Source organism: Streptomyces sp. 5-10, assembly GCF_014712245.1.
GTDB classification, from domain to species: Bacteria; Actinomycetota; Actinomycetes; order Streptomycetales; family Streptomycetaceae; genus Streptomyces; species Streptomyces violaceusniger.
Window position 1 is genome coordinate 15894 of the sequence record NZ_JACVYG010000040.1, and the last position, 13675, is coordinate 29568.

The window sequence follows — 13675 nt, forward strand, 5'->3', positions numbered from 1 at the left end:
CATGGACACCTTCGCGCTTGTCGTGACCATCGCGGTCGCGCTGTTCTTCACCTATACCAACGGCTTCCACGACTCGGCCAACGCCATCGCGACCTCGGTCTCCACCCGGGCGCTGACCCCACGGGCGGCGCTCGCGATGGCCGCCGTGATGAACCTCGCGGGTGCCTTCCTCGGCAGCGGCGTCGCCAAGACCGTCAGCGAGGGCCTGATCGCCACCCCCACCGGCGACCAAGGCATGATGATCTTGTTCGCCGGACTGGTCGGCGCGATCGCCTGGAACATGGTGACCTGGTACTACGGTCTGCCGTCGTCCTCCTCGCACGCGCTGTTCGGCGGGCTGGTCGGCGCGGCGCTCGCGGGGGCGAGCACGGTCCACTGGGACGGGGTGCTGGAGAAGATCGTCATCCCGATGGTCCTCTCGCCCATCGTCGGCCTGGTGCTGGGCTACTTCGTGATGGTGATCATCCTCTGGGTCTTCCGTGACGCGAACCCGCACAAGGCCAAGCGCGGCTTCCGGATAGCGCAGACCGTCTCGGCGGCGGGCATGGCGCTCGGCCACGGCCTCCAGGACGCCCAGAAGACCATGGGTGTTGTGGTGATGGCCCTGGTCATCGGGGGTGTCGAGGACGAAGGCGACGCGATTCCGGTGTGGGTGAAGATCTCCTGCGCCGCGATGCTGTCGCTCGGCACCTACGCGGGCGGCTGGCGCATCATGCGCACGCTGGGACGGCGGATCATCGAGCTGGACCCGCCGCAGGGGTTCGCGGCGGAGACCACGGCGGCAGGCGTCATGTACACGGCGTCGTTCATGTTCCAGGCGCCCATCTCGACCACCCATGTCATCACCTCGGCGATCATGGGCGTGGGGGCGACCAAGCGGGTGAGCGCGGTCCGCTGGGGGGTCGCGAAGAACATCATCCTCGGCTGGTTCATCACCATGCCAGCGGCGGGCGGAGTCGCCGCGGGCAGCTACTGGATCGTCAACCTGGCCTTCGGCTGACCGCCGCACAACAAGACCGGACCCATGAGAAGTGGGCCCGCCCCCGGGAGCCAGGGGCGGGCCCTTCGTCTTGCGGTGGCACCGCCATGCAGCACCGCAGGACGTTCTGTCCTCGCCGGTCGTGCGAGGGGCCTGGTCAGCCGAAGCGGCCGGAGATGTAGTCCTCGGTCGCCTGCACCGACGGGTTCGAGAAGATCCGCTCGGTCTCGTCGATCTCGATGAGCTTGCCCGGCTGGCCGACACCGGCCAGGTTGAAGAAGGCCGTACGGTCCGAGACGCGCGCCGCCTGCTGCATGTTGTGCGTCACGATGACGATCGTGAAGCGCTCCTTGAGCTCACCGATCAGGTCCTCGATGGCGAGCGTGGAGATCGGGTCGAGCGCCGAGCAGGGCTCGTCCATCAGCAGCACATCGGGCTCGACCGCGATGGCGCGGGCGATGCACAGCCGCTGCTGCTGACCGCCGGAGAGCCCGGCGCCCGGCTTGTTGAGCCGGTCCTTGACCTCGTTCCACAGGTTGGCGCCCTTGAGGGACTTCTCGACGACGCCCTCGAGCTCGTTCTTCTTGTACGAGCCGTTGAGCTTCAGCCCGGCGGCCACGTTCTCGAAGATGGACATCGTCGGGAACGGGTTGGGGCGCTGGAAGACCATGCCGACCGTGCGCCGCACGGAGACCGGGTCCACCCCCGAGCCGTAGAGGTTCTCGTCGTCGAGCATCACCTTGCCCTCGACCCGGCCGCCGGGGGTGACCTCGTGCATCCGGTTGAGGGTGCGCAGGAAGGTGGACTTGCCACAGCCCGACGGGCCGATGAAGGCGGTCACCGAGCGGGGCTCGACGGTCATCGAGATGTCCTCGATGGCCTTGTGGCTGCCGTAGTAGGCGGTGAGCCCGCTGACGTCGATGCGCTTGGCCATGTGAATCACTTCTCTTCTTCTTGGCCTCAGCGGCCGGACTTCGGGGCCTTCCAGCGGGCGATGCCGCGGGCCACCAGGTTCAGGATCATGACGAAGGCGATGAGCACGAGCGCCGCTGCCCAGGCCCGGTTGAAGGAGGCCTCGTTGCCGAGCTGCCACTGCTCGTAGATGTAGTAGGGCAGCGACGACTGGGCGCCTTCGAACGGGTTGTTGTTGATCCCCGCGGCACCGAAGACCAGCAGCACGATGGGCGCGGACTCACCGGCGATACGGGCGATCGCCAGCATCACGCCCGTGGTGATCCCGCCGATCGCGGTGGGCAGCACCACCTTGAGGATGGTGCGCCACTTGGGCACGCCGAGCGCGAGGGACGCCTCACGCAGCTCGTCCGGGACCAGCTTGAGCATTTCCTCGGTCGAGCGGACGACGATCGGCATCATCAGGATGGCCAGCGCCATGGCACCGGCGAAGCCCGAGTAGCTGAAGCCGAGGATGATGATCCAGAAGCTGAGGATGAACAGACCGGCGACGATCGAGGGGATGCCGGTCATCACGTCGACGAAGAAGGTGACGGCCTTGGCGAGCCGGCCGCGGCCGTACTCCACCAGGTAGATGGCGGTCAGCAGGCCGATCGGAACGGCGATGAGCGCGGCGAGGCCGACCTGCTCCAGGGTGCCGATGATCGCGTGGTACGCGCCACCGCCGGGCAGGATCGTCTGCACGCCCTCCATGGAGTGGCTGAGGAAGTAGCCGTCGAGCACGGTCCGGCCCCGGTCGATGGTCTCCCAGATCAGGGAGAGCAGCGGGACGACGGCGAGCAGGAAGCAGACCCACACCAGGCTGGTGGCCAGCCGGTTCCTGGCCTGCCGGCTGCCTTCGACCACGGCGCCGAGGGCGTACGAGGCGATGATGAAGACCAGGGCGGCGAGCAGGCCCATCTGGAACGGATTGCCCATTCCGAGGGCGGTGCCGATGCCCGCTCCCAGGCCCAGCGAGACCACGACCAGGGCGTACGGGGCCCACCCGGGCAGCCGGGCCTGCTGAAGGCTGGAAGCGCGGCGTGCGGGGTTCTTGTCAACGACAGTGCTCATGCGGCGGTCCCCGAGTACTCCTTGCGGCGGGCGATGATCATGCGCGCGGCGCCGTTCACCAGCAGGGTGATGACGAACAGCACCAGACCGGAGGCGATCAGCGCGTCACGGCCGTCGTTGCCGGCTTCCTTGAAGCGGCTGGCGATGTTCTGGGCGAAGGTGCCGCCGCCCGGGTCCAGCAGGCTGGTCTCGATCAGGAAGTTGGGGGACAGCACGGTGGCGACCGCCATGGTCTCGCCCAGCGCACGGCCCAGGCCCAGCATCGAGGCGCTGATGATGCCGGAGCGGCCGAAGGGGAGGACCGCCATCCGGATGACCTCCCAGCGGGTGGCGCCGAGCGCCAGCGCCGCCTCCTCGTGCATCTTCGGGACCTGCCGGAACACCTCGCGGCTCACGCTGGTGACGATCGGCAGGATCATGATCGCCAGCAGGATGCCGACGGTGAACAGGGAGCGCGCGGCGCCGCCCTGGTAGCTGAGGATCCCGGTCCAGCCCAGGTAGTCGTCGAACCAGGTGTACAGGCCGGTCAGGTGCGGCACGAGGAACAGCGCGCCCCACAGGCCGTAGACGATGCTGGGGACCGCGGCGAGCAGGTCGATGACGTAGGCGACCGGGGCGGCCAGCCGACGCGGGGCGTAGTGCGAGATGAACAGCGCGATGCCCACCGCGATCGGGACCGCGATGACCATGGCGATGATCGAGCTGACGACCGTGCCGTAGGCGAGGACGGCGATGCCGAACCGCATCGGCGAGGAGCCGGTGTTCCACTCGAAGGTGGTGAGGAAGTTGGCCTCGTCCTTGGAGATCGCGATGGCGGCGCGGTAGGTGAGGAAGGCCGCGATGGCCGCCATGATCACCAGCAGAGCGATACCGGAACCCCGGGAGAGGCCGAGGAAGATCTTGTCACCGGCGCGGCCGGTGGAGCGGGTCCTGACCTTCGATGGTGACCCTGCGGTTGTTGATGTGGGTTCTATGTCCGTTTTCATGGGTTCTCCGGTCTGCGGAGCCTGTTGCGGTGAGGCTCCCTGTGCGGCGGTGCACCGGACGATGCGGCTGACTCCGCCGTGGCGATCGCCAGGGCGGAGTCAGCCGCACTCGGGTCAGGAGAGGCTCTTGACGCTCTCGCGGACCTTGTTGGCGATCTCGGTCGGCAGCGGGGCGTAGCCCAGCTCCTTCAGCGAGGTCTGGCCGTCCTCGCTGGCGACGTAGGTCAGGAAGGACTTGGTCGCGGCGAGGGTGCTCGCCTTGTTGCCCTTGTCGCAGGCGATCTCGTAGGTGACGAGGGTGATCGGGTAGGCGCCGTCAGCCTTGGTGTCGTAGGCCAGGTCCAGGGCCAGGTCCTTGCCGGTGCCCTTGATCTTGGCCTCGGAGATGGCCTTGGAGGCGTTCTCGACGGTGGCCTGGACCGGGGCGGAGGCGCCGGTGTCGAGGTCGACGGTCTTGATGCTGTTCGCGGTCGCGTAGGAGAGCTCGAAGTACGAGATCGCCCCCGAGACCTGCTTGACCTGCGAGGAGACACCGGAGGAGCCGTCGGCCGACTGGCCGCCCTCGCCCTCCCACGCCTTGCCCGGCTCGTGCGGCCACGCCTTGGGCGCGGCGGCCTTGAGGTACTTGGTGAAGTTGTCCGTGGTGCCCGACTCGTCGGAGCGGTGGAACGCCTGGATCTTGAGGCTCGGAAGCTTCGCGTCCTTGTTCAGCGCCTTGATCGCGGGGTCGTCCCACTTCTTGATCTCGGAGTTGAAGATCTTGGCGAGGACATCGGCGTTCAGCGTCAGCTTGTCCACGCCGGGCACGTTGAAGCCGACGGCGATCGGGCCGCCGACCATCGGCAGGTCAATGGCCTGGCCGCCCTTGCAGACCTGCTTCGAGGACTTGACCTCTTCGGGCTTCAGCGCCGAGTCGGAACCCGCGAAGGCGGTCTTGCCTTGCAGGAACTCCTGGATGCCCGCGCCCGAGCCGGTGGCCTTGTAGTTGAGCTTGGTGTCCTTGCACGCCGCCCCGTAGGTCTTGATCCACAGGTCCATGGCGTTCTTCTGCGCGGAGGAGCCGGAGGCCAGCAGCTGCCCCTTGCCGTCGCACTTGATGTTGGAGGCGGCCTTGGAGTCGCCCCCGCCGCCCCCGCCGCTGTTGTCGTCGGAGCCGCACGCCGTGAGGACAAGGACGCCGGAGACAGCGAGGGCACCGGCGGCGATGGCGCGAAGCCGGTTCTTGCGCTGAAGCTTCACTTTCAGGAGTTCCTTCCGGAGAGCCGCCGGTGGGGGACGGCGCGAGATGGGTGGAGCGCACTTGTTGCGGCGTGCGCCGGAGCCGAACGCGGCTCACGCTCAGTAGGGCCGAAATTAGGCAGATCAGGTGAAGCGGCCTGAGGGGGTGAGTTAACGGATGGTGAACCTCGGCCGTCAGTGTGGTGGCCATGTCACGGCCAGGTCACGGCTGGATCGCGGCGTGGGTGACCTCCTCGCGGAGGTCGCCCGGGGCCCGTCCGACACCTGTGCGGCACCCGTCCGGTGAACCGGATCGGGGTGGCTGCCGGCGTAACCGCCGCGTGTCTCTGTCGGATTGCGGTGCGGCATGTCACTATCCGTCCCTACGTGCCTGTACGTCAGATCTGGCGCGCTAGGCCCTGCCCGGTGGATCTTCGCGGATCAGCCCACGGCGTCTGGTGCAGCGGGCACCTCCCAGCGGTAGCTGGGGGAGCATCGCAAGGCGGAGGGTCGTCCTCGTACCGGGTTGTACTCGGACGATCCCGACAACGCGGCGAGGCGCCGTGCCAGGCGTCGCGGGCCCGCGAAGATCCGCCGGACAGGGCCTGGGGAGACAGGAGCGCGCACGGCCGGAGCGGAACGAGAGGAGACCGCGGGTGAAGCGGGACGGGAGAGGGAGGAGTGTGAGCGTCGCCGCGGCCACCGCACTCGTCTGCGCGCTGGGACTGTCGGCCGTGCCGGAGACGGCGTACGCCGCGCCCGGCGAGCCGGGGCCGACGCCGGGTGGCGGGACCGGTGGCGGGGCCGGTGGCGGCGGGGCCGGGGACCGGAGCCTGGAGGCGGTCCGTCAGGAGGTCGAGGGGCTCTACCGCAAGGCGGAGTCCGCCACCGACGCGTACAACCTGGCGCGGGAGAAACAGGCCCGGCAGGAGAAGTCCATCCTGAGGATCGCCCGAGCCGTGGTGAAGGCCCAGAAGGAGATGGCCGGACTGCGCAAGCGGGCCGGGGCGATGGCCCGGGCCCAGTACCGGGGCGGCGGGATGCCGGCGGAGGCGCGGCTGTTCCTCAACGGCGACCCGGGTGACTTCCTCGACGGCGTCACGCTCGCGCGCAAGGGGGAGAAGGCGACCCACGGTCTGATCGGCCGTCTGGCGCGCACCCAGGTGGCGCTGGACCGCTACGCCGAGTCGGCCTCACAGGAGTGGGAACGGCTGGACCGGAGCCGGGCGAAGAAGGCGGCCGCGAAGAAGGAGATCCTGCGCAAGCTGGCCCGGGCGCAGCGGCTGGAGTCCCGGCTGGCGAAGGACGAGCGGGAGCGGCTGCGCCGGCTGGAGGAGGACAAGGCCCGTGGCGCGCAGGCCAAATGGCTGGACACCGGGATACTGCGGGAGCTCGGGAGCGGCGCCACCGCGAAGGGCGGACGCGCGGTCGACTTCGCCAAGGACCAGCTCGGCAAGGACTATGTGTGGGGCGCGGTGGGCCCGGACACCTATGACTGCTCGGGGCTGACCCAGCGGGCGTGGGCGGCGGCCGGCCGGGCGATCCCGCGGACCTCGCAGGAGCAGTGGCGGCTGCTGCCGAAGGTGAGCGTGAAGGACATGCGCCCGGGCGATCTGATCATCTACTTCAAGGACGCGAGCCATGTGGGGATGTACGTGGGCAGCGGCGCGATGATCCACGCCCCGCGCCCCGGCCGCCAGGTGACGGTCGCGGGCGCGGGCTCGATGCCGATCCTGGGCGTGGTGCGGCCGGACGCGAGGTAGTGCGGGCCATCCGGACAGGCCCTCTCAGGCCGGCGGCAGCTCGTTCAGGGCCGTCTCGAAGGCGTCGTACGCGCGCTGGTCGAACAGGACGAAGCGGGCCTCGGTGACCGAGGTGTCCGCATCGCGGACGGTGCTGAGCGCGATCCGGGCCGCGTCGTCCAGGGGCCAGCGGTAGACGCCGGTGGAGACGGCCGGGAAGGCGACCGTACGGGCGCCCAGTTCGTCGGCGACCCGCAGTGACGCGCGGTAGCAGGAGGCGAGGGTGGCCGAGCGGTCCTCGGCCGCGGAGAAGACCGGTCCGACCGTGTGGATCACCCAGCGGGCGGGCAGCCGGCCGGCCGTGGTGGCGACCGCTTCACCCGCCGGAAGTCCCTTGCCGTAGCGGGACGCGCGCAGATCGCGGCATTCATCCAGAATGTCGGGCCCGCCCCGCCGATGGATGGCTCCGTCGACGCCACCCCCTCCCAGCAGGGAGGAGTTGGCCGCGTTCACGACCGCGTCGACGCTCTGCTCGGTGATATCGCCCAGCGCCAGCGTGATGTTCGTCATCCCGGGATTGTCTCCCGGCCCGCCAAGTGCCGCATGACGTGCGGCATATGACAAAAGTCGGTGCCTGGAGGTCATTCCGCGAAACGGCCGCCTAGCGCTAAGGTCGCCTGGCAGTATCCGGTACCCGCGCCCTGACGTCGCTGAAACCGACCAGTCGGTGTGCGTACCGGAATCCCACGTGCGCTCCACCGTCGGCGGGGCGCGCCCTCGGGGGGAGGGAAGGAATCGAGCGATGTCCGTACCCGTGCCGAGGCAACGGGAGGCACCGGCCCAGTCAGCCGGTCCCGCCACCCTGCCCGACAACGGGCTCACCCTGCTGGTGATCGAGGACGATCCGTCCGGTGCCTTCAACGTTCCCGAGATGCTGGACACCGAGGGTAACCGGGTCCGCATCCGTACGGCCCGCAACCTCACCGAGGCCAGCCGGCTGCTCACCGACGGGGTGCAGTGCATCCTTCTGGCCCTGCCGGGCCCGTGCCACGACGGCGCGGACTCGCTGGCCATGCTGCGCGAGGTGCTGAGGCTCGCGCCCTCGCACGCCGTCCTCGTGCTCACCGCGGAGGACGACGCCGAGCGCGCCGCCGAGGCGGTGCGGGTGGGTGCCCAGGACTTCCTCTTCCGCGGCGAGCTGGACGGCCGGATCCTCAGCCGCGCCATCCGCTACGCCGTCGAGCGCAAACGCTCCGACCTCGCCCAGCGCCAGCTCACCGAGTCACGGCTGCGCGCCCAGGAGAACGCCCGGCTGGAGCGCGGACTGCTGCCCACCCCGCTGCTGGACGGCTCGGGGCTGCGCTTCACCGCCCGCTACCGGCCCGGCCGCAGCCGGGCCCTGCTCGGCGGCGACTTCTACGACACCGTCCGCACCCCGGACGGCACGGTCCACGCGATGATCGGCGACGTCTGCGGCCACGGCCCGGACGAGGCCGCCCTCGGCGTGGAGCTGCGGATCGCCTGGCGCGCGCTGACCTTCGCCGGGCTCTGCGGCGATCAGCTGCTGGGCACCCTTCAGCAGGTGCTGGAGAACGAACGCGCCGACGATGAGATCTTCGCCACACTGTGCACGGTCGACATCGCCCCGGACGGCCGCCGGGCCGGGGTCTGTCTGGCCGGGCACCCCTCACCGCTGGCGATCCGCCCGAGCATGGCGCCCCGGCTGCTGCCGACCGACGAGAACGGCCCGGCGCTGGGCCTGCTGCCGAACGCCCGCTGGCCGCGCCGCGAGGTCGAGCTCGGCGGGGCGTGGAGCCTGATGATGTACACCGACGGGCTGATCGAGGGCCGCGTCGGGCAGGGGGTGCAGCGGCTCGGCCAGGAGGGGATGGTCGAGATCGTGGCGCGCCAGGTCGCGGAGGGACGGCGCGGTGAGGAACTGCTGGACGCGACCGTCACCGAGGTGCGGTCGCTGAACGGCGGGGAGCTGACCGACGATCTGGCGGTGCTGCTGCTGGACCGCGGCTGATCGGCCGCGGCCGGTTGTGATGTCGCTCGTGCCCGCTATCGGCCGTTGAAGGGTCCGTAAGGGCCGTCGGAGCTGGAGCCGCGGCCGCGCGGCCAGCGGCGGCCGCCGCCGGAGACCTGCCGCAGCGCGGGCCGGACGTCGACGATGTACACGATCGTCGCGATCAGCCCGATGATCGGCAGGAAGTCCAGGATTCCCATGAAGAAGTTCACCGCGGCCGCGAGACCGAGGATGATCAACCAGAATGCCTTGGTCTGCTTGTCCGCCGCTCGGTACGCGTCCTCCCGGCGGATCGCCGAGTCGACGAAGGCGAAGAGGCTGAAGAGGAGCAGGGCCCAGGAGACCCAGTACATCAGCTTGCCGAAGCCTTCCACCAGCACGCCGTCCACCGCCTAGAAGATTTGTATGGGAAGCGTCTCTGCGGGCCACCGTACCCGCCCACCGGGCCGGGCACGCAGGGTATACCCGGCGTACCCGGCCCGGACGTGGGCGTGCGCGCGTCAGCCGGCCGACTTCGGCTCCGGCTTCTTGGCGGCGGGGGCGGGCTTGTTGCCGCGGGCCGGGGCCTTCTTGGCCTGGGAGGCCGACGAGGCCGCGGACGTCTGCGCGGCCGAGTGGCCGGAATTGCTCGACGCGGCCGGGGCGGCCGGCTTGGCCGGGGACTTCGGGGCCTCCTTGGAGTCCATGGAAACCGACTGCGACGGCGCCTTGGACCGGGCGTGGCCGTCCCGCTCCTCCTTGGGCTCGATCGCGCCGGCGATGTCGACGACCTCGTCGGCCGCCTCACCGCGCCAGTTCCGTACGACCTCCTGGCCGTGCTCGGCCACCTCGTCGTACCGCTCCCGCGCCTTCACGGCGAGCTCGGCGGCCCGGCCCACACCTTGCAGCGCGAGCTCCTGCGCCGTGTCGCGCAGCCGCTTGATGTCGGTGTCGAGCGTGCCCAGCATCTCGGTGAGCTTGTCCTGGGCGCCCTTGGCCTGCTGGGAGACCCGCTCCTGCACGACCTTGGGGTCGGTGTTGCGCACCGCGTTCAGACGCTCCGGGGCCTCCGCGACGATCTTCTCGACGAACGACGGCACCTCCTTGAGCTTCTGGGCGGCGATGTCGGCCGTGCCCGCCATGAAGTACAGCGGGGTCGGGTCGGTGAGGGTCTTGCGTACGTCGTCGGTGATGGCCATGGTGATGGTCCTCCCGGATCAGTTCGAGGGTGCGGCGACGTCGGCGCCGGTGTCGGGGGTGTCGGAGGCGTCGTCCGAGGCGGTCTGGAGCCCGTTCTCCTTGCGGAAGGACTCGTAGATCTGCAGCAGGACCTGCTTCTGCCGCTCGTTGATCGAGGGGTCGGCGAGTATCACGCTGCGCACCTCGGTCTCTTCGCGGTCCCGCTCGTCGAGGATCCCCGCCTGTACGTACAGGGTCTCGGCGGATATCCGCAGCGCCTTCGCCAGCTGCTGCAGGATCTCGGCGCTCGGCTTGCGCAGCCCGCGCTCGATCTGGCTGAGGTACGGATTGGACACCCCGGCCGCATCGGCCAGCTGCCGCAGCGACAGCTGCGCACTGCGCCGCTGCTCGCGCAGGAACTCGCCGAGGTTGCCGACGTTGAGTGATGCCATGTCTTCGATGCTGCAACAGACGTGCTAACTATTGCAAGCATTTGCTTGCAATAGTGGCGCGTGTCATGCGGGGCCGTGAGTGTGAGCCGGTCGTTGCGTCTCGGCGGTGCGTCGTCGGTGGTGCGATCTCGGTGGCGTGACCGCGTCGAAAAAATTTCGCGCGGTCTGTCGATCCGGGCGGTGCCCGTTCGACGCAGGGGTGAGAGGCGGGGAAGCCCCCGGCCTTCGTTCCGAAATCCCGATCTCGTTCCCCATGAGGAGTCACCATGCCGCGCTATCTGTCGATGATCCGCGTCGATGAGCAGAACGCCCCCGCCGAGGGCCCCAGCCCCGAGCTCATGGAGCGGATGGGCGAGCTGATCGAGGAGATGACCAAGGCCGGGGTCATGCTGGACACGGCCGGGCTCACTCCGACCTCCGACGGCACCCGGGTCACCTGGTCCGGCGGGAAGATCAGCTGCACCGACGGCCCCTTCACCGAGAGCAAGGAGGTCATCGGCGGCTACGCCCTGCTCCAGGCCAAGGACAAGGCCGAGGCCCTGGAGTGGACCAAGCGGTTCCTGCGGGTCCATGAGGAGTTCTGGACCATCACCGTCGAGGTCCGTGAGGTGGTCGAGCCCTGAGCCGGTAACGCTTGCTCCGTCCCCTTATGGCTGCTCTGATGGTGGCCGTGACGGCAGCAAGCCCGGCCGATGCGGCGAAAGCGGCTGAAAGCGCCCAAAGTGGCGAAGCAGCCGACATCGCCAGAACGGTCGAAACGGTCTTCAGGATCGAGTCCGCGCGGATCATCGCAGGCGTCACCCGCATCGTGCGGGATGTCGGCCTGGCCGAGGAACTCGCGCAGGACGCCCTGGTCGCCGCGCTGGAGCGGTGGCCGGAGTCGGGTGTGCCGGGCAATCCGGGCGCCTGGCTCATGGCCACCGCCAAGCACCGCGCGATCGATCTCGTCCGCCGTAAGGAGACCTACGCACGCAAGCTGGCGGAGGTCGGGCGGGCCCTGGAGGACGTCTCACCGCCCGACCCGGCGGATCTGGCCGGGACCGCCGAGGACATCGACGACGATCTGCTGCGGCTGATCTTCACCGCGTGCCACCCCGTGCTCTCCACCCAGGCCCGGGTCGCGCTCACCCTGCGGCTGCTGGGCGGGCTGACCACGGAGGAGATCGCCCGCGCGTTCCTGGTCCCGGAGTCCACCGTCGCTCAGCGCATCGTCCGGGCCAAGCGGACGCTCGCCAAGGCCGAGGTCCCCTTCGAGGTGCCGTACGGCGACGACCGGACCGCCCGGCTCTCCTCGGTCCTGGAGGTCGTCTACCTCGTCTTCAACGAGGGCTACTCCGCGACCACGGGCGACGATCTGGTGCGCCCGGCCCTGTGCGAGGACGCGCTGCGCCTGGCGCGGGTGCTGGCGGGGCTGCTGCCCCAGGAGCCCGAAGCGCACGGGCTGGTCTCGCTGCTGGAGTTCCAGTCCTCCCGGATCGCGGCCCGCACCGGCCCCGGTGGTGAGCCGGTGCTGCTCGCCGACCAGAACCGCACCAAGTGGAACCGCCTGCTCATCCGCCGGGGTGTCGAGGCGCTGCAGCGGGCGGGCCAGGGCCCGTACTCCCTCCAGGCCGCCATCGCCGCCTGCCACGCACGGGCGATCCGCTACGAGGACACCGACTGGACGGCCATCGCCGCCCTCTACGGCCGACTGATGGCGCTGACTCCGTCACCGGTGGTGGAGCTCAACCGGGCGGTCGCCGTCGCGATGGCGGAGGGGCCCGCGGCGGGTCTGAAACTGGTCGAGGCGCTGGCGGAGGAACCGGCCCTCAAGGACTACCACCTGCTGCCGAGCGTCCGCGGGGATCTGCTGGAGCGGCTGGGGCGGCATGAGGAGGCCCGGGCGGAGTTCGCGCGTGCGGCGGCCCTGACCCGTAACGCCCGTGAGCGGGCGCTGCTGCTGGAGCGGTCGTCGGGCTGAGCCGGTCTTGGCGGTCTGAGCTGATCTTGGCGGTCTGAGCCGGTCTTGTCCGTCTGGGCCGGTCTTGCCGGGCGGAGCTGATCTTGTGGTCGGGGCGAAAAGGTGCGCATGCTGCCCCATGACCTCATCCTCTTCCTCTTCCTCATCCTCATCCGCGTTTTCCTCGTCGTCGTTTTCCCCTCTCTCGTCACCGGCCGATCGGCTGGGCTTCGGCGCGATGCAGCTGCCGGGACGATGGGCCGGTCCCGTCGTCGAGCGGGCGACGGCCGTGGCGGTCGCACGGCGCGCCGTGGAGCTGGGCGTCCGTCATATCGACACCGCCGCCTTCTACTTCTCCGCCACCGAGCGGGCCAACGACATCCTGCGCGCGGCCCTGCACCCGTACCCCGAGCACCTCACCATCGCCACCAAGATCGGGCCGCTGCGCACCGCGACCGGGGAGATGTACGCGGAGGCGCGGCCGGAGCAGCTGCGCGGGCTGGTGGAGGAGAACCTGCGGCAGCTGGGCGTGGACGCGCTCGACCTGGTGTATCTGCGGGTGGGGCGGCTGAAGGCGGTGGGCGGGGTGCCGATCGGGGAGCGGTTCGGCGCGCTGGCCGCACTGCGGAAGGAGGGGCTGGTACGGGAGCTCGGGGTGAGCAATGTGAGCGCCGAGCAGCTCGCCGAGGCCCGCGCGATCGCGCCCGTGGCGGCGGTGCAGAACCGGTTCGGGGTGCTCGACCAGGCCGACGGGGCGCTGGTGGACGAGTGCGCCGCGGCCGGGATCGCCTATATGCCGTTCTTCGCTCTGGGCGGCGGTCACACCGCCCTGGAGCACGAGAGCCTGCGGACGGTCGCGGAGCGGCACGGCGCGACCGCGCATCAGATCGCCCTCGCCTGGGGCCTCGCCCGCTCGCCCGCGATCATCCAGATCCCCGGCACCAGCTCACTGGCCCACCTCGAGGAGAACATGGCGGCGGCGCGGATCGCCCTGGACGAGGACGACATGGCGCTGCTGGAGCCGGTGGCGTCGGCGGGCTGACGACGGGTGGGCCGACCGGTGCGGGACGGGCCGGTGCGGGACGGGCCGGTGCGGGACGGGCGGGACGGGCCGTGACCTGGGCGCGAGGCCGTTGTCGTACCCCCG

14 protein-coding genes are annotated in these 13675 nt (G+C 70.0%); 6 read left to right on the plus strand and 8 right to left on the minus strand.

Translation table 11 applies throughout. From position 1 onward, the window contains the following. Position 1 precedes the first annotated feature (1 nt). Entirely contained in the window at positions 2-1000 is a 999-nt protein-coding gene (locus IEJ02_RS33590; protein ID WP_191068291.1) for an inorganic phosphate transporter, read from the plus strand. A gap of 136 nt (positions 1001-1136) precedes the next feature. Here the strand turns inward: IEJ02_RS33590 and pstB are convergent, their stop codons facing one another. The 4 genes from pstB to pstS all read right to left on the minus strand — a co-directional run bounded on the left by pstB (position 1137) and on the right by pstS (position 5229). Next, entirely contained in the window at positions 1137-1913 is a 777-nt protein-coding gene (pstB, locus tag IEJ02_RS33595) for a phosphate ABC transporter ATP-binding protein PstB (protein ID WP_137978901.1), read from the minus strand. Between the two features lie 26 nt (positions 1914-1939). After that, positions 1940-3004, minus strand: a complete 1065-nt coding sequence (pstA, locus tag IEJ02_RS33600) for a phosphate ABC transporter permease PstA (protein ID WP_191068292.1) — start codon at positions 3002-3004, stop codon at positions 1940-1942. Next, complete coding sequence (gene pstC, locus IEJ02_RS33605) at positions 3001-3990, minus strand: phosphate ABC transporter permease subunit PstC (protein ID WP_191068293.1); 990 nt, start codon at positions 3988-3990, stop codon at positions 3001-3003. The genes pstA and pstC overlap by 4 nt, the downstream gene beginning before the upstream one ends. Positions 3991-4104: 114 nt before the next feature. Beyond that, the gene (gene pstS / locus IEJ02_RS33610) at positions 4105-5229 is read right to left on the minus strand and encodes a phosphate ABC transporter substrate-binding protein PstS (RefSeq protein ID WP_137978904.1); all 1125 of its coding nucleotides are present in this window, start codon (positions 5227-5229) and stop codon (positions 4105-4107) included. A gap of 662 nt (positions 5230-5891) precedes the next feature. On the opposite strand from pstS, the gene IEJ02_RS33615 reads away from it, so the two are divergent. Then, positions 5892-6971 (plus strand): C40 family peptidase, encoded by a 1080-nt coding sequence (locus IEJ02_RS33615; protein ID WP_275561461.1) that lies wholly within the window; start codon positions 5892-5894, stop codon positions 6969-6971. A gap of 24 nt (positions 6972-6995) precedes the next feature. Here IEJ02_RS33615 and IEJ02_RS33620 read toward each other — a convergent pair whose 3' ends face one another. Continuing rightward, positions 6996-7520 (minus strand): O-acetyl-ADP-ribose deacetylase, encoded by a 525-nt coding sequence (locus IEJ02_RS33620; protein ID WP_191068295.1) that lies wholly within the window; start codon positions 7518-7520, stop codon positions 6996-6998. A gap of 232 nt (positions 7521-7752) precedes the next feature. Between IEJ02_RS33620 and IEJ02_RS33625 the strand changes: the two genes are divergently transcribed. Next, on the plus strand, positions 7753-8979 hold the full coding sequence (locus IEJ02_RS33625; protein ID WP_191068296.1) for a PP2C family protein-serine/threonine phosphatase: 1227 nt from the start codon (positions 7753-7755) through the stop codon (positions 8977-8979). 35 nt (positions 8980-9014) lie between these two features. On the opposite strand, the gene IEJ02_RS33630 is transcribed toward IEJ02_RS33625, so the two are convergent. The 3 genes from IEJ02_RS33630 to IEJ02_RS33640 all read right to left on the minus strand — a co-directional run bounded on the left by IEJ02_RS33630 (position 9015) and on the right by IEJ02_RS33640 (position 10589). Beyond that, the gene (locus IEJ02_RS33630; protein ID WP_037955086.1) at positions 9015-9359 is read right to left on the minus strand and encodes a DUF2516 family protein; all 345 of its coding nucleotides are present in this window, start codon (positions 9357-9359) and stop codon (positions 9015-9017) included. 120 nt (positions 9360-9479) lie between these two features. Further along, complete coding sequence (locus IEJ02_RS33635) at positions 9480-10157, minus strand: hypothetical protein (RefSeq protein WP_191068297.1); 678 nt, start codon at positions 10155-10157, stop codon at positions 9480-9482. Positions 10158-10175: 18 nt separating this feature from the next. After that, positions 10176-10589 (minus strand): helix-turn-helix domain-containing protein, encoded by a 414-nt coding sequence (locus IEJ02_RS33640; RefSeq protein ID WP_137978909.1) that lies wholly within the window; start codon positions 10587-10589, stop codon positions 10176-10178. 266 nt (positions 10590-10855) lie between these two features. Between IEJ02_RS33640 and IEJ02_RS33645 the strand changes: the two genes are divergently transcribed. The 3 genes from IEJ02_RS33645 (at position 10856) to IEJ02_RS33655 (ending at position 13570) form a co-directional block, all read left to right on the plus strand. Next, on the plus strand, positions 10856-11212 hold the full coding sequence (locus tag IEJ02_RS33645; RefSeq protein WP_191068298.1) for a YciI family protein: 357 nt from the start codon (positions 10856-10858) through the stop codon (positions 11210-11212). Positions 11213-11259: 47 nt separating this feature from the next. Then, positions 11260-12549 carry an RNA polymerase sigma factor gene (locus IEJ02_RS33650; protein ID WP_370467169.1) on the plus strand — a complete coding sequence of 430 codons (1290 nt, stop codon included), beginning with the start codon at positions 11260-11262 and terminating at the stop codon, positions 12547-12549. A 118-nt stretch (positions 12550-12667) separates the two neighbouring features. Beyond that, positions 12668-13570, plus strand: a complete 903-nt coding sequence (locus IEJ02_RS33655; protein WP_191068299.1) for an oxidoreductase — start codon at positions 12668-12670, stop codon at positions 13568-13570. The last annotated feature ends 105 nt before the right edge of the window (positions 13571-13675 follow it).